Annotated in this window: 20 protein-coding genes and 1 other RNA gene; 12 read left to right on the top strand and 9 right to left on the bottom strand. The window is 62.1% G+C overall.

From position 1 onward, the window contains the following. Positions 1-184: 184 nt before the first annotated feature. From ACFOJ9_RS37550 to ffs, 7 genes are all read right to left on the bottom strand, one after another. A complete protein-coding gene (locus ACFOJ9_RS37550) occupies positions 185-1,462 on the bottom strand; it encodes a lytic murein transglycosylase (protein WP_378987038.1) in 1,278 nt (425 codons plus the stop codon). 176 nt (positions 1,463-1,638) lie between these two features. Further along, positions 1,639-2,244, bottom strand: a complete 606-nt coding sequence (gene recR / locus ACFOJ9_RS37545) for a recombination mediator RecR (RefSeq protein ID WP_378987035.1) — start codon at positions 2,242-2,244, stop codon at positions 1,639-1,641. A gap of 203 nt (positions 2,245-2,447) precedes the next feature. After that, a complete protein-coding gene (locus tag ACFOJ9_RS37540) occupies positions 2,448-3,380 on the bottom strand; it encodes a cell wall hydrolase (RefSeq protein WP_378987032.1) in 933 nt (310 codons plus the stop codon). 132 nt (positions 3,381-3,512) lie between these two features. After that, entirely contained in the window at positions 3,513-3,920 is a 408-nt protein-coding gene (locus ACFOJ9_RS37535) for a hypothetical protein (protein ID WP_378988311.1), read from the bottom strand. Positions 3,921-3,946: 26 nt separating this feature from the next. Further along, positions 3,947-4,270, bottom strand: a complete 324-nt coding sequence (locus ACFOJ9_RS37530) for a YbaB/EbfC family nucleoid-associated protein (RefSeq protein ID WP_013527931.1) — start codon at positions 4,268-4,270, stop codon at positions 3,947-3,949. Positions 4,271-4,299: 29 nt separating this feature from the next. Continuing rightward, a complete protein-coding gene (locus ACFOJ9_RS37525; RefSeq protein ID WP_378987028.1) occupies positions 4,300-6,117 on the bottom strand; it encodes a DNA polymerase III subunit gamma/tau in 1,818 nt (605 codons plus the stop codon). Positions 6,118-6,221: 104 nt separating this feature from the next. Further along, an RNA gene (gene ffs / locus ACFOJ9_RS37520) (signal recognition particle sRNA small type) lies at positions 6,222-6,318 on the bottom strand. A gap of 172 nt (positions 6,319-6,490) precedes the next feature. Here ffs and ACFOJ9_RS37515 point away from each other — a divergent pair. Genes ACFOJ9_RS37515 through ACFOJ9_RS37505 form a run of 3 tightly spaced genes read left to right on the top strand, consistent with a single transcriptional unit; the run spans position 6,491 to position 8,239 of the window. Beyond that, positions 6,491-6,910 carry an HIT domain-containing protein gene (locus ACFOJ9_RS37515; protein ID WP_378987025.1) on the top strand — a complete coding sequence of 140 codons (420 nt, stop codon included), beginning with the start codon at positions 6,491-6,493 and terminating at the stop codon, positions 6,908-6,910. A gap of 41 nt (positions 6,911-6,951) precedes the next feature. After that, a complete protein-coding gene (gene nudC, locus ACFOJ9_RS37510; RefSeq protein WP_378987022.1) occupies positions 6,952-7,896 on the top strand; it encodes an NAD(+) diphosphatase in 945 nt (314 codons plus the stop codon). Positions 7,897-7,933: 37 nt separating this feature from the next. Next, positions 7,934-8,239, top strand: a complete 306-nt coding sequence (locus ACFOJ9_RS37505; RefSeq protein ID WP_378987019.1) for a Dabb family protein — start codon at positions 7,934-7,936, stop codon at positions 8,237-8,239. On the opposite strand, the gene ACFOJ9_RS37500 is transcribed toward ACFOJ9_RS37505, so the two are convergent. Both ACFOJ9_RS37500 and ACFOJ9_RS37495 read right to left on the bottom strand, forming a co-directional pair. After that, positions 8,236-9,099: a prephenate dehydratase gene (locus tag ACFOJ9_RS37500; RefSeq protein WP_378987015.1), complete on the bottom strand. Its 864-nt coding sequence runs from the start codon at positions 9,097-9,099 to the stop codon at positions 8,236-8,238. The two genes, ACFOJ9_RS37505 and ACFOJ9_RS37500, sit on opposite strands and share 4 nt — an antisense overlap. Before the next feature lie 41 nt (positions 9,100-9,140). Then, a complete protein-coding gene (locus ACFOJ9_RS37495) occupies positions 9,141-9,869 on the bottom strand; it encodes a 3-deoxy-manno-octulosonate cytidylyltransferase (protein WP_378987012.1) in 729 nt (242 codons plus the stop codon). Positions 9,870-10,060: 191 nt separating this feature from the next. On the opposite strand from ACFOJ9_RS37495, the gene ACFOJ9_RS37490 reads away from it, so the two are divergent. The 9 genes from ACFOJ9_RS37490 (at position 10,061) to ACFOJ9_RS37450 (ending at position 20,341) form a co-directional block, all read left to right on the top strand. Continuing rightward, positions 10,061-10,762, top strand: coding sequence for a c-type cytochrome (locus tag ACFOJ9_RS37490; protein ID WP_378987009.1), 702 nt, complete (start codon positions 10,061-10,063; stop codon positions 10,760-10,762). A gap of 157 nt (positions 10,763-10,919) precedes the next feature. Beyond that, positions 10,920-12,800, top strand: coding sequence for an extracellular solute-binding protein (locus tag ACFOJ9_RS37485; RefSeq protein ID WP_378987006.1), 1,881 nt, complete (start codon positions 10,920-10,922; stop codon positions 12,798-12,800). Beyond that, positions 12,800-14,668, top strand: coding sequence for an extracellular solute-binding protein (locus ACFOJ9_RS37480; RefSeq protein ID WP_378987003.1), 1,869 nt, complete (start codon positions 12,800-12,802; stop codon positions 14,666-14,668). The genes ACFOJ9_RS37485 and ACFOJ9_RS37480 overlap by 1 nt, the downstream gene beginning before the upstream one ends. Before the next feature lie 30 nt (positions 14,669-14,698). Beyond that, on the top strand, positions 14,699-15,796 hold the full coding sequence (locus tag ACFOJ9_RS37475; RefSeq protein ID WP_127321004.1) for a microcin C ABC transporter permease YejB: 1,098 nt from the start codon (positions 14,699-14,701) through the stop codon (positions 15,794-15,796). Continuing rightward, positions 15,796-16,941, top strand: a complete 1,146-nt coding sequence (locus ACFOJ9_RS37470; RefSeq protein WP_378986999.1) for an ABC transporter permease — start codon at positions 15,796-15,798, stop codon at positions 16,939-16,941. Before ACFOJ9_RS37475 ends, ACFOJ9_RS37470 begins: the two co-directional genes overlap by 1 nt. Positions 16,942-17,011: 70 nt before the next feature. Then, positions 17,012-17,245: a hypothetical protein gene (locus ACFOJ9_RS37465; protein WP_224698954.1), complete on the top strand. Its 234-nt coding sequence runs from the start codon at positions 17,012-17,014 to the stop codon at positions 17,243-17,245. Beyond that, entirely contained in the window at positions 17,245-17,745 is a 501-nt protein-coding gene (locus ACFOJ9_RS37460; RefSeq protein WP_378986995.1) for a type II toxin-antitoxin system VapC family toxin, read from the top strand. Before ACFOJ9_RS37465 ends, ACFOJ9_RS37460 begins: the two co-directional genes overlap by 1 nt. Continuing rightward, the gene (locus ACFOJ9_RS37455; RefSeq protein WP_378986992.1) at positions 17,742-19,370 is read left to right on the top strand and encodes an ABC transporter ATP-binding protein; all 1,629 of its coding nucleotides are present in this window, start codon (positions 17,742-17,744) and stop codon (positions 19,368-19,370) included. The genes ACFOJ9_RS37460 and ACFOJ9_RS37455 overlap by 4 nt, the downstream gene beginning before the upstream one ends. 29 nt (positions 19,371-19,399) lie before the next feature. Next, positions 19,400-20,341 carry a 2-hydroxyacid dehydrogenase gene (locus ACFOJ9_RS37450; protein ID WP_378986989.1) on the top strand — a complete coding sequence of 314 codons (942 nt, stop codon included), beginning with the start codon at positions 19,400-19,402 and terminating at the stop codon, positions 20,339-20,341. The last annotated feature ends 83 nt before the right edge of the window (positions 20,342-20,424 follow it).

Here is a 20,424-nt window from a genome sequence, read left to right as displayed (position 1 = left end):
AACGACCCTCTGCCCACTTACCGTCGTGGTTTTTGTCCAGTTGGTCAACACCATATCCGGCGACCTGCAAGCCGGCAACGAGCATTTGCAAGACGGCGTATTGGACCAGAATGGCCAATAGCGAGTCGACGCATGCGCCGGCTAATCGATGCCGCCAATCGGGAAAAATCTGCTAATTTCGCGGCTACTTCAGCGCTGCGACCAGGCCGGCATCAGGAAAGCAGGTGGCGGCGCGGCCGTTCTTGCTTTGCCATGTGCCGATCGAACGGCGGGTCTTGAAGCCGGGCAGGCCATCGGCGCTGCCAACATCATAACCCTTGCCTTCCAGCGCCCGCTGCAGGGCGGCGATGTCCGAACGGTGAAGCCCGCCGACCGCGCCCCAGCTGCCGGCAAAATTCTGATCGCCATGGGCGATGCGATCGGCGCCATGGCCGATGAACAGCGCGTAGAGGTCGCTGGTGTTGTATTCCTTCAGCACGTAGAAATTGGGCGTGGCGATAAAGGCCGGACCGCTGCGCCCGGCCGGCATCAGCAGAAACCCCTCGGCCTTCAGCTCGCTGGCCGGAAACGGCTTTCCGCCAACGCGCTTGATGCCCATTGCCGCCCACTCGGAAATTTTCTTGCCCTGGTCGGGGCCTTCGAGCGAACACGAGACCGTCTCCGGCACGGTCACCTCGAAACCCCAGCCACGGCCCTTCACCCAGCCATAATGGACGAGATAGTTGGCGATCGAGGCCAGCACGTCCGGCGTCGAGTTCCAGATGTCGACGCGGCCGTCGCCGTCGAAATCGACGGCATGTTTCAGGAACGAGGTCGGCATGAATTGCGGCTGGCCGAGCGCGCCGGCCCAGGACGATTTCATCGCGCCGACCGGAGCCAGCCCGCGTTCGACGATCTCGAGCGCCGCAAGCAGCTCGGTGCGGAAGAAATCCTTCTTGGTCGACATGAACGCCTTGGTGCCCAGCACCTCGAAAGCGTCGTAAGGCATCTTGGCCGCGCCGAAGCCGGTCTCGCGGCCCCAGATCGCCAGCAGCACTTCGCCCGGCACGCCATAGCGCTTTTCGATGGCCGCAAGTGTCCTGGCATTGGTGGCTTCGCGCGCCCGCCCGCCCGCCGTCACCGCACGAACCGTCTTCTCGGCGAAATAGGCGCCGGGCGAGCCGAATTCCGCCTGGTGCTGTTTCCGCGGCGTGGTCGCCTTCTCGCCCGGCTTGACCAGGTCGGGCAGCTTCAGATTGGGCTTGATGCCATCGAAGGCGGCATCAAAGGTTTTTTTGGAAATGCCTTTCGCCTTGGCTTGCGGCCAGAGGTCGCTCTGTAGCCAGGCGCGGAACTGGTCGTCGATCTTTGCGGCGGAGGCGGGGGTGATGAGGAGGAGACTGGTTAGCGCGGCCAGAAGAAATGCAAAAATGAGATTGCGAAGGTTGCGTTCTGCGGCGCCCCCCTCTGTCCTGCCGGACATCTCCCCCTCAAGGGGGGAGATCGGCTGCTTCGACCTCGGCGCCGAACTAGCAACTTTGAAAATTCGCGAAAACAGAAGTGACGGCCAATCTCCCCCCTTGAGGGGGAGATGTCCGGCAGGACAGAGGGGGGCGCCAAGGAATGCAATCATCTCGGCAAGCATCCCCACCAATTGCGTCAAAACGCCGTCCGCGAGCGCAGCGCCGCGGCCAGCGTGCCCTCGTCGAGATAGTCGAGTTCGCCGCCGACGGGCACGCCATGCGCAAGGCGCGTCACCTTGATGTCGAAGCCGGACAGTTGGTCGGTGAGGTAATGCGCGGTCGTCTGGCCCTCCACCGTTGCATTGACAGCAAGGATGATCTCCTTGACCTCGCCACCGGCGACGCGGTCGACCAGCGAGCGGACGTTGAGTTGATCGGGGCCGATGCCATCGAGCGGCGACAGCGTGCCGCCAAGCACATGGTAGCGCACATTCATCGCCGCCGCGCGTTCCAGCGCCCACAGGTCGGAGACGTCCTCGACGACGATGATGGTGCCGGCGTCACGGCGCGGATCGGTGCAGATCATGCAAGGGTCCGATGTATCGACATTGCCGCAGGTCGAGCAGATGCGCACCTTGTCGGCTGCCTCGGCCATGGCGGCGGCCAGCGGCGACAGCAGCTGTTCCTTCTTCTTGATCAGATGAAGGGCGGCACGCCTGGCCGAACGGGGACCCAACCCCGGCACCTTGGCCAGGAGCTGGATCAGGCGTTCGATCTCGGGACCGGCGATTCGCTTGGACATCGCTCTGATCTAGAGCAATTCCAGGAAAAGTGCGAAGCGGTTTTCCGTCCGGAATTGCGTCAAAACGAAAAGCTGGAGCGGTTCACCGTTTCCGCGAAACGGCGAACCGCTCCAGGATTTTTCAGAGCGCTTTGGAACATCCCCCATCGGCATGACCCGCCATATTGGCTTGGTGGACAATTGGGCGGACCATGGAGCGCAGATCAGTTGGCTTCGAGCGGCCGGCCCTGGCTGACAATCATCGCGCCGACGGCATCGGTGTTCTCAGGCGTCGACTGGAATCCCATCGAGGCCTCTTGCGGGGCGTCCTCGACCGAGGAGATAACCCTTGTCCTTGTGTTCAAGGTTCCGCCAAAACGGGCGGCATCCGGTTCCTCCATCGGCTCTTGCATCGCCACCACCGTCGGCTCCGCCGAGACGCGCGCGGATTTCGCGGTCGGTGCAGCGGCTGCGGTCACATAGGCCTGTTGGGCAGGAGCGGATCGAACGGTTGCAGTCCTGGCCGGACGCGCCGACTCGGCGGATGCGACCAGCGTCACCGGTGCGGCCGGCTTCTGCGGCGCCGCCGAGGCGATGGCGACCTGTGGCTCATCCGGCAGCGGCTGCCAGTTGCGGCCACGCTTCTCATAGAAGGCATTGCCGCCGGCAACCATGGTGTAGTGCATGTTCTTGTAGGGGAAGCGCAGCCCGGCGGTGTGGAAAAACATCGTGTTCTTCAGCTTGGCCTTGCGCTCGCCCTTGAGCACGGCATCGGCGGCTTCCTCGACATCGGGCATCGCCCGCGAATTCATCGGCCTTGTCATGACGCCGGGCGCGAACTGCCCGCGCTCGCCCACCACCTGGCAGATGGTGCTACCGTGCTTGCCCGAGCGCAGCCGGTTCATCACCACCGTGCCGACAGCGATCATGCCATCCCGGCTCGAGCGGTTGGACTCAAAGAACATCGCCCGTTCCAGGCATTCCTTGTCCTTCGGCGTATGGCTGTAGGCCCGGGAGCTCAGGAAATTCGGCGTGATGGCGTCGGTCAGGCTGGCGACGGACATGCCGTGTGAAGTGGTCTGGCTGCAGGCAGCCAAAAACAGGGGTGAAATGACGGCGCAGAGCAACAGCGGCGTCTTCCATCGCGTGGAAATCAACAGGTAACCCTCTCACTTCGTGCCCGCCCCCAGGCTGCGGCAAGAATGAGACACTTTCAGGCAAAAAGATGGCCAAAACGTTATTAATGAGGCCCTGTTGCCAAACTGGCACAGTTGCATGGCTTTATTCGGCTAGCGCCCGACCGTAATCGCCGCCGGCTGGCCAGGTTCAAACTCTTCGACTTTCTCCGAAAACAGGCCGCGCCTCAGGAACAAGGCCCTGGCGTCCCTGGCCCTCGGCGCGATCCTTGCCGGCCAGTCGCTTTCGATGAACTCGGCCTTGGTGAAGTCCGGGTTTGTCTCGCAGGCCGCTTCCAGGAATTCGGCGATCTCCAGCACGATGGCGCGCTCGTCCTTCGAAAGCGCCGACGTGCCGGCTTCGATCGACGGGCGATGGACGAAATCCTCGAACAGATTGAAGTACCCCTTGATGCCGACGAGATCGACGCCGCCGTCGCAATCGGCCAGGATTTCCAGGATCTCGTAGATCCTGTTGCGGACACGCTGCTCGATCAATCTTTCGGAGGGCTCTTCGGTCATGTCGATCATGGGGGGCGCGCCGAACGCTAGAAGGGCAGTTTCATTCCCGGCGGGATCGGCAGACCGGCGGTCAGCGCCTTGGTCTTTTCCTGCATGATCTGCTCGACCTTGGTCTTGGCGTCATTGTGGGCGGCGAGCACCAGATCCTCGAGGATCTCGACATCGTCCTCCTTGAACAGGGATGGATCGATCTTCAGCGACTTCATCTCGAATTTTCCGGTCAGCGTGACGTTGACCAGGCCGCCGCCGGCTTGGCCGGACGCCTCCAGCGTGGCGATCTCGTCCTGCATGGCCTGGAACTTGGCCTGCATTTCCTTCGCCTTGCCCATCAGGCCGAGAAGATCTTTCATGGTCGGTCCTTTGCGGATTCGTGGCTGGATCAGGTGTCGTCGTCGTCCGCCGGCGGCTCGACCGGCACTTCGGCCTCAGTCGTTTCGGCTTCCGGCGCGTCTGGAATGCGCACGTCGATGATCTTGGCACCGGGAAAGCGCGCCAGAATGGCGGCCACCGTCGGGTCGCTCTTGGCATCGAGGAAGGCGTTCTCGCGCTTGGTCGATTCCATTTCGGCGAGCGTCTGGCCACCCTCTTCCTTCGACAGCGAGACAAGCCAGCTGCGGCCGGTCCAGGCGCGCAGTTTCGTCGTCAGGTCGTTGAGCAGCATCTTGGGCGCGTCGCTGGTCAGGCCGACGTCGATACGGCCGGGCTCGATACGCACAAGGCGGATATAGCTCTTGACCTGCACCTTGAAGGCGATGTCGCGCTGCGCGTCGGCCAGGGCTATGATGTCGGCCAGCGATTTCAGCGGCGCCGATTGCGTCTCCACGACCGGTTCCGGCGGAGCGACGAAGGCGGCGGGGGCAGGCGTGGCCTCGACCAGCCGCATGGTCTGTGCACCACCCGGCCCGGCAGGCATGCGCGTCTGCGCCACCGCGCTGGCACCACCGCCATTGCCGGAACCCGCCGGCGCACCATTCGGGCGCGGCGCGCCGCTTTGCACCGGCGCAGCGCCCTCGAGCGATCTCAACGCCTCATCCAGCGTCGGCAGGTCGGCGGCGTGCGCCAGCCGGATCAGCACCATTTCGGCGGCACTCACCGGCCGGTTGGAAGACTGCACCTCGGGAATGCCCTTGAGCAGCATCTGCCATGTCCGCGACAGCACCCTGACCGATAGCGTCCTGGCGAAATCCGCGCCGCGCTGCCGCTCGTCCTCGGACAGCGAGGCATCCTCGATGGCCGTCGGCACGAAACGCAGCCGGGTGACGAGATGGTTGAATTCGGCAAGATCGGTCAGCACGGCGGCCGGATCGGCGCCGGTATCGTACTGTGCGCGAAATTCGCCAAGGGCTGCCGCTACATCGCCCTTCATGACATGTTCGAACAGGTCGACGATGCGGGCGCGGTCGGCGAGACCCAGCATCGCCCGAACCGCAGCGGCGCTGACGGAGCCGGCGCCATGGGCAATCGCCTGGTCGAGAATGGAGAGCGAATCACGAGCCGAACCTTCGGCGGCGCGTGCGATCATCGCCAGCGCATCGTCGTCGACCGAAATGCCTTCCTTGGCCGAGATCGAAGCGAGATGCGCGACCAGCGCACCGGCGTCGATGCGCCTCAGGTCAAAGCGCTGGCAGCGCGACAGGACGGTGATCGGAACCTTGCGGATTTCGGTGGTGGCGAAAATGAATTTGACGTGCGGCGGCGGCTCTTCCAGCGTCTTCAGCAGGCCGTTGAAGGCCTGCGTCGACAGCATGTGCACTTCGTCGATGATGTAGACCTTGTAGCGGGCCGAGACCGGCGCGTAGCGCACGCGCTCGATGATGTCCCTGATGTCGTCGATGCCGGTGTGCGAGGCGGCATCCATCTCGATGACGTCGACATGGCGGCCTTCCATGATCGCCTGGCAATGCTCGCCGAGCACGGCAAGGTCGACCGACGGCTGGTCGATATCAGCGGTTTTATAGTTCAGGGCGCGCGCGAGTATGCGCGCCGTCGTGGTCTTGCCGACGCCGCGCACGCCGGTCAGCATCCAGGCCTGGGCGATGCGGCCGGTGGCAAAGGCATTGGTGAGGGTGCGCACCGTCGGCTCCTGGCCGACCAGTTCGGAGAAGTTCGAAGGACGGTACTTGCGCGCCAGCACGCGATAGGCGGCGGCCTTGCCTATCTCCAGGCTTTTTGGTCCCGAATTTCCGGCTTCGCTCATTCGCCCGTAAAGCTCCAAATGGCCGCGCCGAAGGCGGCCGATTCCTGCGCATAGTCTCGCCCGCGCTGCAATGCGTCGTCAATGTCGCGAGAGGGGCCGATGAGGTGGGAGGCTGGAACAATGACCCGTTCCGGGCTCGTTAGGGCTGCTTCCTTCCGGACCTGACCCGGTTGGCGAGTGGATCGTCCACCACCAACCTCCCGCTTTCCATATCGGCAATTGTGCGATGAAATGCAAGTGCGCCGGAGAAATCGCAAAAATATTGAATTGGCGCACCAAACCGTGAGGGGCGCAATGATTCGCTTGCAGCCCCCCTGCCGCCGCTCTAGCGTTCCCGCGTTTGAGGAAACCAAGAAAAGCAAGGGAAACGCCGATGCTGCCGGGCCTGAAGGCCGGATTCACGCTGGACACCCGGCTGGAGGCGGACAGCGAGCAGTTGATGTGGCTTGGGCTGTGTGAACTGCGGGTGATGAACGACCGCCGCTGGCCATGGCTGCTCCTGGTGCCGCAGCGGCCGGGCGCGGAGGAAATCCACGACATGACGCCGCTCGACCAGGCGATGCTGACCTTCGAGACCAATATGGTGGCACAGGCGCTGAAGAAAGCCACTGGCTGCACCAAGATCAACACCGGCGCGCTCGGCAACATCGTGCGCCAGCTGCACATCCATGTCATCGCGCGTTCCGAAGGCGATCCCGGCTGGCCAGGCCCGGTGTGGGGACACGGCCTGCGTGAGCCCTATCAACGTTCCGACCTGCGGCGGTTTGCCGAAACGATCAAGGCGGCGCTATAAGCGTTCCCCGTGTCCATCCCGCAACGTACCCCAGAGTCTCCATGAGCTTCCGCCTGTTTGACGCGCCCTTGCGCGAGCCGAGCCAGTTCGTCGGCTTTGCCGGCAACACGATCGACCGGCAATCCGAGAACCGCGCCGACGATTCCGTCGACAAAGCGCTCGCCGACCCGGCGACGCGGTTGCTTCTGATGAATGGCGGGCGGCTCTATCTGAAGCTCGGAGATGACAGTGGTCTCGACCCCTGGTTCGGCGCCGCCGAGAGCGAGCCCTTCAAGGTTTCCCTGGAGCAAGGCATCCTGCTCGGTTTTTCCGAACAGGGACCCGTGCTGGCCGTGCCGGCCGGCATCGAAGCCGAGCACTTGCCGGAAACCGTCAAGGCCATCGACTATCGCTCGGTCTATATGCAAGGGCTGATCGATGAGGCGGCTGCCGGCGCGATGGCGCAAGGGGCGGCCCTGCTTGCCTGGCATGCCAGCCATCGCTTCTGCAGCAAGTGCGGCACCGAATCGCAGATGCGGGCCGGCGGCTACAAGCGGCATTGCCCGAATTGCGGCACCGAGCATTTTCCGCGTACCGATCCGGTGGCGATCATGCTGACGGCGACGCGGGAGAAGTGCCTGCTCGGGCGCGGCCGGCATTTCGCGCCGGGCATGTACTCGGCCCTTGCCGGCTTCATCGAGCCGGGCGAGACGATCGAAGCGGCGGTGCGCCGCGAGACGCTGGAGGAGGCCGGCATCAGGCTCGGCCGTGTCGTCTACCACGCCAGCCAGCCCTGGCCGTTTCCCTACTCGCTGATGATCGGCTGCTTCGGCGAGCCGCTCAACGACGATATCCAGGCCGATTTGAACGAACTCGAAGACTGCCGCTGGTTTGCCCGCGACGAGGTGCGTTTGATGCTGACCCGGGAGCATCCCGGCAATCTGATCACGCCACCGAAAGGCGCCATCGCGCATCACCTCATCCGCGCCTGGGTCGACTCAGAATGATAGCAGCGAACACTGAAAGACATTGCAGGAGCAGGACATGATCCGTCACACCGTCGTTTTCACGCTGAAGCATCCGCCACATTCGCTGGAGGAAAAGAGGTTCCTCGTCGACGCCAAGAAAATCCTCACCGCGATCAGGGGCGTCACGCATTTCGAGCAATTGCGGCAGATCAGCCCCAAGAATGATTATCACTTCGGCTTCTCGATGGAGTTCGCCGACCAGGCTGCCTATAACAGGTACAACGACCATCCAGACCATGTCGCCTTCGTGCGCGACCGCTGGGTGCCGGAGGTCGAGGCGTTTATGGAGATCGACTACGTGCCGCTGGGCTCGGTGGTTTAGTCGGCCACTTTCCACTGCTCACGCGACGCGCTGGCCGGATAGACGCCGAGAATCCGCACCTCACGCGAGAAGAAACGAAGCTCGTCCAGCGCCAGCTTGACCAGCGGGTCGTCGGGATGGCCCTCGATGTCGGCGTAGAACAGCGTCGCCGTGAAAGCGCCCAACTGGTAGCTCTCCAGCTTGGTCATGTTGATGCCGTTGGTGGCAAACCCGCCCATCGCCTTATAGAGCGCGGCCGGCACGTTGCGGACGCGGAAGATGAAGGTCGTCATCATCTTGACGTCGGGTGACGGGCGCTCGGCCCATTGCTTGTTCTTGGTCAGGACGACAAAGCGGGTGACGTTGCTGTCGGTGTCCTCGACATTTTGCTCGATGATGTCGAGCCCATAGAGCGTCGCGGCCAGCGCCGGCGACAGCGCAGCCATGGTGCGGTCCTTGACCTCGGAGACCATCTTGGCGGCACCCGCCGTATCACCGGCGACGATCGCCTTCCAGCCGTTCTTGCGGATGTATTTACGGCACTGGCCAAGCGCGTGGATGTGGCTGTGCACCGTCTTGATCTCGTCGCGCTTGACGCCCGGCAGCACCATCAACTGGAAATGGATCGGCAGGAAATATTCGCCGACGATGTGCAGCTTCGATTCCGGCAGGAGATGATGGATATCGGCGACGCGCCCGGCAATGGTGTTCTCGATCGGGATCATGGCGAGGTCGGCTTTCCCGGTCTCGACCGCGTTGAACGCGTCCTCGAAAGTCGGGCACGGCAACGGCTCCATCGATGGATAGACGTTGCGGGAGGCGGTGTCGGAATTGGCGCCCGGCTCGCCCTGGAAGGATATTCTGTTGGTCTTTTCAGGCATGGGCCAATTCTCGATTCAAGGGGGTCTCAGCTTGGAAGGATTCAGTTTGCAAGGATGGTTCTGGCGCGTTCGAGGTCTTCCGGCGTGTCGACGCCCAGCGGCAGCGAGCGCACGATCTCCGCATCGATGCGCATCCCGGCCTCCAGCGCCCGCAGCTGTTCCAGCCGTTCGCGCCGTTCCAGTGGCGACGGCTTCAGCGCGACGAAGCGCTCCAACGCAGCGCGACGGTAAGCATAGAGGCCGACATGATGATAGAGCGGCCCCTCGCCCCAAGGTGCTGTGGCACGGGTGAAATAGAGCGCCCTCAGCCTGGTGCCGGAGAGCGGCGAACCGACGATCTTGACGACGTTGGGGTTGGTCTTTTCCTCGTCGCGGACGATCTCGACACCGAGGGTGGCGATGTCCACAGCCCTGTCCCCGAGCGGCCTGAGCGACGCGACGATGATCTGGGGATCGATGGTCGGCAGGTCGCCCTGCACATTGACGATGGTTTCGACCTTGCGTTGCGGATCGAGCGCGACCAGCGCCTCGAAGATGCGATCGGAGCCCGATTCGTGATCCATGCGCGTCATCACGGCCTCGAAACCATGTGCGCGCACCGCTTCCGCCACGCTTTGCGTGTCGGTCGCCACCACCACCCGGCCCAGACCGGCCTCGGCGGCGCGGCGGGCGACATGGACGACCATCGGGGCGCCGGCGATGTCGGCGAGCGGCTTGCCCGGCAGGCGGGTCGAAGCCATGCGGGCCGGGATCAGGATCAGCGTGGACATGCGCGGTGCAAGCGTCTCAAAGAGGACAAGGAAAGTGGCAAAAGGTCTCACTGGAAGCGCCCTTATAGGTGTTGCAACGCCGCAGCAAAAGACCTAGTTTCCGCCCGATTTGACCGCCCTGGCAGGGTGGGTCACGATACCGACGGACGGAGTGGACGGTTCGGTCCGCCGGAAAAGGGAGCAAGGGGCGTATGGATTCCAACGAAGTCAACAAGCTGCTCGCCGGATTGCTCGGAACCGTTTTCGTGGTCTTCTCGGTCGGCATTGTGTCCGATGCGCTGTTTGCTTCGCCGGCGCCTGAAAAGCCCGGCTTTGCCATCGAAGCCGCCGAGCCTGCCGAGGGCGGCCCGGCCGCTCCTGCCGCCGAAGCTAAGCCGATCGCCGACCTGCTGGCGACCGCCAATGTCGAGCAAGGTGCTGCCGTCTTCAAGAAATGCCAAGCCTGCCATTCCGGCGAAAAGGGCGGCCCCAACAAGGTCGGCCCGGATCTGTGGGATCTGATCGACCGCCCCGTTGCCGAGCATGAAGGCTTTGCCTATTCGGCCGGCATGAAGGAATTCTCCAAGGGCGGCGCCGAGAAGTGGACCTACGACAACATCAACCATTTCATCACCTCGCCGAAGAAATTGGTGAAGGGCACCGCCATGGGCTTCGCCGGCCTGCCCAAGGACGAGGACCGCGCCAACGTCATCGCCTATCTGCGCACGCTGTCCGACAATCCCAAGCCGCTGCCGGCGCCGGGTGCCGCCGCTGACGCGACGGCGCCCGCCAAGCCTGCCGATGCAGCCGCCCCGGCAAAGCCGGCTGAAGCCGCAGCTCCCGCCAAGCCAGCAGCGCCGGCCGCTCCCGCCGCCCCGGCTCCGGCCGCACCGGCCCCGGCGCCTGCCCAATAACCTTGATATCATCTCGACGACCTTGAAAAAGCCGGGTTCAGCCCGGCTTTTTTGTTAGGAAAAATGCATATGCGGCGACAAAGCCGCGCATGGCGGTTTTCACGGGCGCCAAATCATCTAGATTGTCCATGAACGGGCATTGCGAAGAGGATAGTGCATGACGGTTAGCCGAACGCTTCTCAAGTCGATGCTGGCGGCGATCTTTCTGACAGCCGGGTTTCAGGCTGCCCGCGCCGACGAATGGCGCACCACTTCATCGCTGATCGGCGAGTCCAAATACGGCGACAATTTCGAGCACTACGACTACGTCAATCCGAACGCCCCCAAGGGCGGCACGGTGAACCGGGTGGTGATCGGCACCTACGACAACTTCAATCCTTATATCGTGCAAGGATCGCCGGCAGCCGGCCTCGTCGGATTCGGCGGCGGCCTGCTCTACGACACGCTGATGGAGCAGGCGACCGACGAAGGCAGCACCAGCCATCCGCTGATCGCCGATGCCTACAAATATCCGGCCGACTATTCCTCCGCGACCTACCGGCTCGACCCGCGCGCCAAATGGCACGACGGCCAGCCGATCACTGTCGACGACGTGATCTGGTCGTTCCAGGTGCTGAAGGCCAACAGCCCGTTGTACAACCGCTATTTTGAGAACGTCACCGACGCGGTCGCGGTCTCCGATCGCGAGGTCGAGTTCCACTTTAATCAGAAAGGCAACAGGGAACTGCCGAAGATTCTCGGCGATCTCGTCGTTCTGCCGAAGCACTGGTGGGAGGGCAACGACGCCAGCGGCAAGAAGCGCGACATCACCAAGACGACTCTGGAGCCGCCGCTGGGGTCAGCTGCCTACAAGATCGCCAGTTTCAAGCCGGGTTCCGAAATCATCTGGCAGCGTGTGCCGGACTATTGGGGCGCCAAACTGTCGGTGAAGATCGGCCGCGAGAATTTCGACAAGCAGCGTTTCAGCTATTTCCTTGACGACAACGCCGGTTGGCAGGCCTTCACCAAAGGGGGGTTCGAGGACTTCCGCGCCGAGACACGCGCCCAGCGTTGGGCGGTCGAGTACACCTTTCCGGCGATCAAATCCGGAGATGTCATCAAAAAGGAATTCCCCACGACCTCACCGGAACCCATGCAGGCCTATTTGATAAATACGCGCCGCCCGCTGTTCCAGGATGCACGCGTACGCCAGGCACTCACCTACGCGTATGATTTCGAGAGCATGAACCGAACCATTTTCTTCGGCGCCTATACGCGCACGGACAGCTATTTCGAAGGCGGCGATCTGGCCTCGACCGGCCTGCCACAGGGCAAGGAGTTGGAGATACTCCAGCCGTTTCGAGACAAGTTGCCGCCTGAACTGTTCACGCAGGAATTCAAGCTGCCGGTCTACGACACGCCACAATCGGGTCGCGAGAATTTGCGCAAGGCCTACGAGCTTTTCAAGCAAGCCGGCTGGGTCAATCAGGCCGGAAAGCTGGTGAATGCGAAGACCGGCGAAGTGTTCAAGATCGAGTTCCTCGGCAATGATCCCGTTGACGAGCGGGTCGCCTCGCCTTTCATCGACAATTTGCGGCGCCTGGGCATCGATGCAACGCTGCGCATTGTCGATGACAGCCAGTATACGAACCGCACCCGTGCTTTCGACTTCGACATGCTGGCGCTCGCAGGTTTTCAGCAATCCAACTCACCCGGCAACGAACAGCGCGACTTTTTCAGTTCCACTGCTGCGGACAGACCCGGGTCACGCAATTTGGCCGGCATCAAGAACCCTGTCGTCGACGCACTGATCGACCGTGTCATCTTTGCAACCGACCGCGACGACCTGGTGACTGCGACCCATGCCCTCGACCGGGTGTTACTTTGGAACTTCTACATGGTGCCGCAATGGCATCTGGGGAAAGTTCGGGCCGCATACTGGAACAAGTTCCGAATGCCTGAAAAACAACCAACCTATTTGGGGGTCGATTTGGACTCGTGGTGGATCGACCCGGACAAGGAAAAGGCACTCGCGGCCAAATACCAGGGCGGCAATTGATGGCGGCCCTTGCCCGCCGCGACTTCCTGACCTTGGGCAGTGCCGCTGCTGCCGCCGCCTTGCTGCCTGGCCGGGCCTTCGCCGACACTGCGACCGGCACCAAGCTGCACGGCCTGTCGGCGTTCGGCGACCTCAAATACAAACCGGACTTCACGCATTTCGACTACGTCAATCCGGACGCCCCCAAAGGCGGTCAGATGAATTTCGCGCCGCCGAACTCGACCCTCAATCAGAGCTTCCTGACCTTCAACACATTGAATTCACTGGTGTTGAAGGGGGAGGCACCGCCGCGCACCGAACTCTGTTTCGATTCCCTGATGACAAGCGCGCTCGATGAGCCGGATGCGGTCTATGGCCTGCTTGCCGAAACCGTTACCCTGTCGCCAGACCGCAACGGTTTCCGCTTCGCACTGCGACCGCAAGCGCGTTTCCACGACGGCTCGCCGCTAACCGCGGAAGACGTTGTCTTCTCGCTGAAGCTTTATAAAGATAAGGGCCATCCGAACCTTTCCCAGGCGTTGCGGTACATGACCGACGCGGTTGCGGTCGATTCCGCCACCGTCGATCTCACCCTCAACGGCAAACAGTCGGCGCAAAACATCCTTGCGATCGTGGGGATGCCGATCGTCTCCAAGGCCTTTTATACGGCCATTGATTTCGATGCCTCGACCATGACGCCGCCGCTTGGCTCGGGACCCTACAAGATTGGGCGCGTGGCAGCAGGACAGACTGTCGAATATGACCGCGTGGCCGACTATTGGGGCCGCGATCTCCCGGTGAATCGCGGCTTCTACAATTTCGACCGCATCCGCATCGACTTCTATCTTGACCGGCAGGCGGCCTTCGAGGCCTTCAAGAAAGGCGACACGCATTTTCGCGAGGAATTCACCTCACGGGTATGGGCGACCGGCTACGACTTTCCGGCGCTGAAGGACGGCAAGGTCGTCAAACGGGAATTTCCCGGCGAAAAAACGCCCTCCATGCAGGCTGCCGCAGTGAACCAGCGGCGACCGCAGTTCCGCGATGAGCGGGTGCGGCGGGCAATCGCCAGATGCTTCGATTTCGAATGGATGAAGCGGGCGCTGTTTTACGGCTCTTACGAGCGTTCTCAATCGAATTTCGAACGGTCGGACTATAAGGCTGAGGGCCTGCCCTCGCCTGGGGAATTGGCCCTGCTGGAGCCGTTCCGGGCGGAATTGCCGCCGGAGGTTTTTGGCGAGGCCGTGACGCAGCCCGTCTCCGATGGTTCCGGCCATGACCGCAAGCTGCTGGGCGAGGCTTCGAGATTACTTGCGCAAGCCGGCTGGAAGCGCACAGGCAGTTTCGTCGTCAACGACAAAGGCGAGCGGCTGCGGGTGGAAATGCTGGCCGAAGACGACGGCATGGTTCGCATCTTCACCCCATGGTCGGAAAATATGAAGGCGATCGGGATCGACGCCTCGATCCGGCAAGTCGATTCGGCGCAATATGAACAGCGGCAGAGCGATTTCGACTTCGACCTCATCGTGCTCGCATGGTCGATCGGGGCGACGCCCACCGACGATGGGCTGGAAATCCTCTACGATTCCCGAATGGCGAAAACCCCGGGGCAGCGCAACTATCCGGGCACGGAAAGCAAAGCCATCGACGCGCTGATCGTGGCAGCCGGCAAGGCAAAAAGCCGTATAGAACTCGTCACGGCGCTCAGAGCGCTCGACCGGGTCTTGCGCGCGCGGCTGGACTGGATTCCAACATACTATCTGGCGAATCACCGCGTCGCCTATTGGGACATGTTCGGCTTTGTCGAGCAGAAGCCCGACTTCGGCTTTCCGGTCGAGACGCTGTGGTGGTTCGATAAGGGCAAGGCGGCAAAAATTGGCAAAGGCTGAGATGTTCGCTCAAGCGGGGCAAAAGGCCTGATGGGCGCCTATATCCTGCGCCGCATCCTTTTGATGATCCCGACCCTGTTCGGCATCATGGCGATATCCTTCGCCGTCATCCAGTTCGCCCCCGGCGGCCCGGTCGAACAGGTGATCGCCCGACTGACCAATCAGGGCGGCAGCGACCGCCTCGGCGGCGGTGGCGGCGACGCGGGTGCTGGCGGCAACCTGGATGTCGCCGGTGACGTCAGTTCGAAATATCGCGGGGCGCAGGGGCTCGATCCGGAATTCATCAAGAAGCTGGAAAAACAGTTCGGCTTCGACAAGCCGCCGCTCGAGCGCTTCGGCATGATGCTGTGGAACTATGCCCGCTTCGATTTCGGCGACAGCTATTTCCGCGACATTTCGGTGCTCGACCTGATCCTGGAAAAAATGCCGGTATCGATCTCGATCGGGCTGTGGATCACGCTGCTGTCCTACCTGATCTCGATCCCGCTCGGCATCCGCAAGGCGGTCAAGGACGGCACTCCGTTCGATGTCTGGACCAGCGGCGTCGTCATCGTCGGCTATGCCATCCCGGGCTTCCTGTTCGGCATCATGCTGATGGTGCTGTTTGCCGGCGGGTCCTTCTGGGACTGGTTTCCGCTGCGTGGCCTCACCTCCGACAATTGGGATCAATTGTCCTGGTGGGGCAAGATCGTCGACTATTTCTGGCACATGACCTTGCCGCTGACCGCTCTGGTGCTGTCGGCCTTCGCCACCACGACGCTGTTGACCAAAAACTCGTTCCTCGAAGAGATCCGCAAGCAGTATGTGGTGACGGCGCGGGCCAAGGGCCTGTCGGAACGGCAGGTGCTCTATGGCCACGTCTTCCGCAACGCCATGCTGATCGTGATCGCCGGCTTTCCGGGCGCCTTCATCTCGGCCTTTTTCACCGGCTCGCTGCTGATCGAGAACATCTTTTCCCTCGATGGCCTCGGCCTGCTCGGCTTCCGGTCGGTGGTCGAGCGCGACTATCCCGTGGTGTTCGCCAATCTCTACATCTTCTCGCTGCTCGGGTTGTTCGTCGGGCTGTTGTCCGATCTGCTCTACACCTGGGTCGATCCGCGCATCGATTTCGAGCGGAGAGACGTCTGATGTCGGAGGCCACAGTCCCTGCGGAAGCGATACCGGAGCGGATCGCGCGGCCTTGGTTGTCGCCGCTCAACAAGCGCCGCCTGCAGAACTTCAAAGCCAACCGGCGCGGCTACTGGTCGTTGTGGATTTTCCTCGTCCTGTTCGTGCTGTCGCTGTTTGCCGAATTCATCGCCAACGACAAGCCGATCATCGCTTCCTACAAGGGCGAGATCCTGTTTCCGGTGATGGTCGCCTACCCCGAGGAAAAATTCGGCGGCTTCTATGCCGTCACCGATTATCGCGACCCGGTCATCCAGGACGAGATCAACGCCAATGGCTGGATGATCTGGCCGCCGGTGCGCTACTCCTATCAGACCGTCAACAACGCCATTCCGGAAGCAGCCCCTGCCAAGCCATCCTGGCAGTATGACGCCAAGATGCGCTGCAACCAGTATCCGCAAGGTGCGGCCGACCCCGCCTGCATGGTCGGCAACTGGAATTGGCTGGGCACCGACGACCAGGCGCGCGACGTGCTGGCACGTGTCATCTACGGCTTCCGCATTTCGGTGTTGTTCGGCCTGATCCTGACCGCCGGTTCGGCCTTGATCGGCGTCGCGGCCGGCGCCGTGCAAGGCTATTTCGGCGGCTGGACGGATCTGCTGTTCCAGCGCTTCATCGAAATCTGGTCGGCCATCCCGGTGCTCTATCTCCTGCTCATCGTCGCCGCCATCCTGCCGCCGGGCTTCTTCATCCTGCTCGGCCTGATGCTCCTGTTCTCCTGGGTGGCGCTGGTCGGCGTGGTACGGGCCGAGTTCCTGCGCGCCCGCAATTTCGAGTATGTCAACGCGGCGCGCGCGCTCGGCGTGCCCAACCGCACCATCATGTTCCGGCACCTGTTGCCCAACGCCATGGTGGCAACATTGACCTTCATGCCCTTCCTGCTCTCAGGCTCGATCTCGACGCTGACCTCGCTCGACTATCTTGGCTTCGGCCTGCCGCCCGGCTCCGCCTCGCTCGGCGAACTGCTCAAGCAGGCGCAGCGCAACCTCAACGCGCCGTGGCTCGGCATTTCCGGCTTCGTCGTCATCTCGCTGATGCTGTCGCTGTTGGTCTTCGTCGGCGAGGCGACGCGCGATGCCTTCGATCCGCGCAAGACGTTCAGATGACAACGATGCGGAGCGGCATTCAGCATGATATATTCTCAGTGTGGCAGTTCGAGCGAAAATGAGCGTACGCATGAATAAGGTCATCCTTGAGCATTACCCTGCATCCAAACTCCCGGATGAACTGCGGGAGGGTATAGCTTTGAGTGCCTCGGTTAAGGTGACGGTGGAAGAGGAAGCCAAACGGCCTCTCGGCCACAAACAATTGCTTGAACTTATGCGGAATGCGCAGGCCAACGCGGCAGGAACAAATCTCGAAGAGGCCGTTGCGCGTGTTCGTGCCCTCCGCGATGAGTGGGAGGATTGATGGCCGCCTTCCGGCTTTACGTCGATACGAACATTTTCATCTACGCTTTCGAAAATAACGATGCTCTGGCAAAAAAGCTGCTTCAGCTCATTTCACTGAACGGGGGCCGAAAGCAGCCTTTCCTCGCGACAAGCGAACTCGTGCTGGCGGAGTTGGTGGTTGACCCTCTGAAAAAGAGCAACGAGCCGCTTGTTGAGCTCTATGACAATATCTCGATTGGCAACGCCTTTGTCTCGATTGGGACGGTAACTCGCGAGGTTCTCTGGCACGCAGCACAGCTTCGCTCGCAATTCATTTCTCTCAGGCTGCCGGATGCCATTCATCTTTCGACGGCGATGCATTTCGGGTGCACACAATTTCTGACTGCCGATACTAGATTGAAGGATGCCTATTCTGTCACTCCAAATCGGCTTGTCCCTCCCCAATTGACAGCGCGAATTTCGATCATACGACCGGAGATTTCTGCCCTTGATAAAGTCATAGCGGAAATTGATGCATGACCGCTTCTTTGCTCTCCGTTCGCGACCTAAGCGTCGCCTTTGCGCAAGGCGGACAGCAGTCGACGGCGGTCGACCACATCTCGTTCGACATCGCCAAGGGCGAGACGGTGGCGCTGGTCGGCGAGTCCGGCTCCGGCAAATCGGTCTCGGCGCTGTCGGTGCTGAAGCTGTTGCCTTATCCAAGCGCCAGCCACCCGTCGGGAAAGATCCTGTTCCAGGGCGCAGACCTGCTTGCGATGAGCGAGAAGCAGTTGCGGCAGGTGCGCGGCAACAAGATCACCATGATCTTCCAGGAGCCGATGACCTCGCTCAATCCGCTGCACACGATCGAGCAGCAGATCGTCGAGATCCTGAAGCTGCATCAGGGCATGGCCGACCGCCCGGCCAAGGAGCGTACGCTGGCCTTGCTCAACGAGGTCGGCATCCGCGATCCGCACAAGCGCCTCGATGCCTATCCGCACCAGCTGTCCGGTGGCCAGCGTCAGCGCGTGATGATCGCCATGGCGCTGGCCAATGAACCCGAACTGCTGATTGCCGACGAGCCGACGACGGCGCTCGACGTCACCGTGCAGGCGCAGATCCTCGAACTGCTGGCCGGTTTGAAGAGCCGCAAGGGCATGTCGATGCTGTTCATCACCCACGACCTCGGCATCGTGCGCAAGATTGCCGACCGCGTCTGCGTGATGACCAAGGGCGAGATCGTCGAGACCGGACCGACCAGGGAGATCTTCGCCAATCCGCAACATGCCTATACAAGGCATCTGCTGGCGGCCGAACCCAAGGGCAAACCGCCGGCGGCCAATGCCGCGGCCAAGGCAGTGATGACCGGCAAGGACATTAAGGTCTGGTTCCCGATCAAGCAGGGTTTTTTCCGCCGCACCGTCGACAATGTGAAGGCGGTCGACGGCATCGATGTCACCGTGCGGGCCGGCCAGACGCTGGGCGTGGTCGGCGAATCCGGCTCCGGCAAGACGACGCTCGGGCTGGCGCTGGCGCGCATGATCTCCTCGACCGGGAACATCCAGTTCAACGGCCACGATATCAATCAGCTGTCCTTCAACGCCATGCGGCCGCTCAGGCGCGAATTGCAGATCGTCTTCCAGGATCCGTTCGGATCGCTCAGCCCGCGCATGTCGATCGCCGAGATCATCGAGGAAGGCCTGAAGATCCACGAGCCGAAGCTGTCGCCCGATGAGCGCGACGACAAGGTGGCCGCGGTGCTGAAGGAAGTCGGCCTCGATCCCGCGACGCGCAACCGCTACCCGCACGAGTTCTCCGGCGGCCAGCGCCAGCGCGTTGCCATCGCACGCGCCATGGTGCTCAACCCGCGCTTCGTCATGCTGGACGAGCCGACATCGGCGCTCGACATGAGCGTGCAGGCGCAAGTCGTCGACCTGTTGCGCAGCCTGCAGGCCAAGCACGACCTCGCCTATCTCTTCATCAGCCATGACCTGAAAGTCATTCGCGCGCTGGCCAACGACGTCATCGTCATGCGCAATGGCAGGATCGTCGAAGCCGGCCCTTCCCAGCAGATTTTTGAAAATCCGCAAACCGACTATACTCGGGCGCTGATCTCGGCCGCCTTCAAGATAGAGACGGCGCCGGTCGGCATCGTCAGCGAGTGATTTGCGTAAAGAGGGACCAGAAGACCGCAATGGAAAAAGGCCGCATCCTGCTTGCCGTCACCGGCTTTCATCCGCAGCGCTGGCGCGAACTCCTGTCGGCCGAACGCGAGGTGGTACTGGAGCCGGACGGCGCCAGCGACCCGTCGATCACCTATGCCGTGGTGTGGAAGCAGAAGCCGAACCTGTTGTCGTCGCTGCCCAATCTGCGCGCCATCTTCTCGATCGGCGCGGGTGTCGACCATATCTTCGCTGATCCCGGCCTGCCGGATGTGCCGATCGTCAAGGTCGTCGCCGACAACCTGACCCAGCACATGACCGAATATGTCGTCTGGCGGGTGCTCGACCATCACCGCCAGGGCCTGCTCTACCGGTCGCAGCAGCCGAAGAAGATCTGGCACGAACCGCAGCAAAGGCCGGCCCGTGACATTTCGGTCGGCATCATGGGCCTTGGCAGTCTCGGCCGCGCCGCGGCCTCGGTGCTGCTATCGCTCGGCTTTGCCGTCAATGGCTGGTCGCGCAGCGACAAGGCCATGGAAAGCGTCGCGACCTATTCCGGCGAGGCTGGACTTATCCCCTTCCTCAAGGCGACCGACATACTGGTGGTGCTATTGCCACTGACGCCGGACACCAAGGGCATCATCAACTATGGCGTGCTGAAAGAATTGAGGAAGCGTAACGGTCTCGGCGGCTCGGTGCTGATCAATGCCGGGCGCGGCCGCCTGCAGAAGGACGCCGACATTTTGCGGGCGCTGGACGACGGCACGCTGAAGGAGGCGAGCCTAGACGTGTTCGAGGTCGAACCGCTGCCGAAGACCAGTCCGCTGTGGCGACATCCAAAAGTGTTCGTGACGCCGCACGCGGCGGCGACCTCCGACCCTGTCCATTTGGCGCCAATCATGCTTCGCCAGATGGACGCCTTCGAGCGCGGCGAAAAGCTCGACAATCTGGTGGACCGCAAGGCCGGATATTAGAGCAGCCCACCGTTTCACGGAAACGGCGAACCCCTCTAACTCTTTGTTTTGACGCAATTCCCAAGGGAAAGCGCTATGAGCTT

The organism is Mesorhizobium cantuariense (assembly GCF_042647205.1).
GTDB lineage: Bacteria > Pseudomonadota > Alphaproteobacteria > Rhizobiales > Rhizobiaceae > Mesorhizobium > Mesorhizobium cantuariense.
The sequence above is the reverse complement of the archived record's forward strand: the minus strand, read 5'-3'. Positions and strand labels throughout refer to the sequence as shown.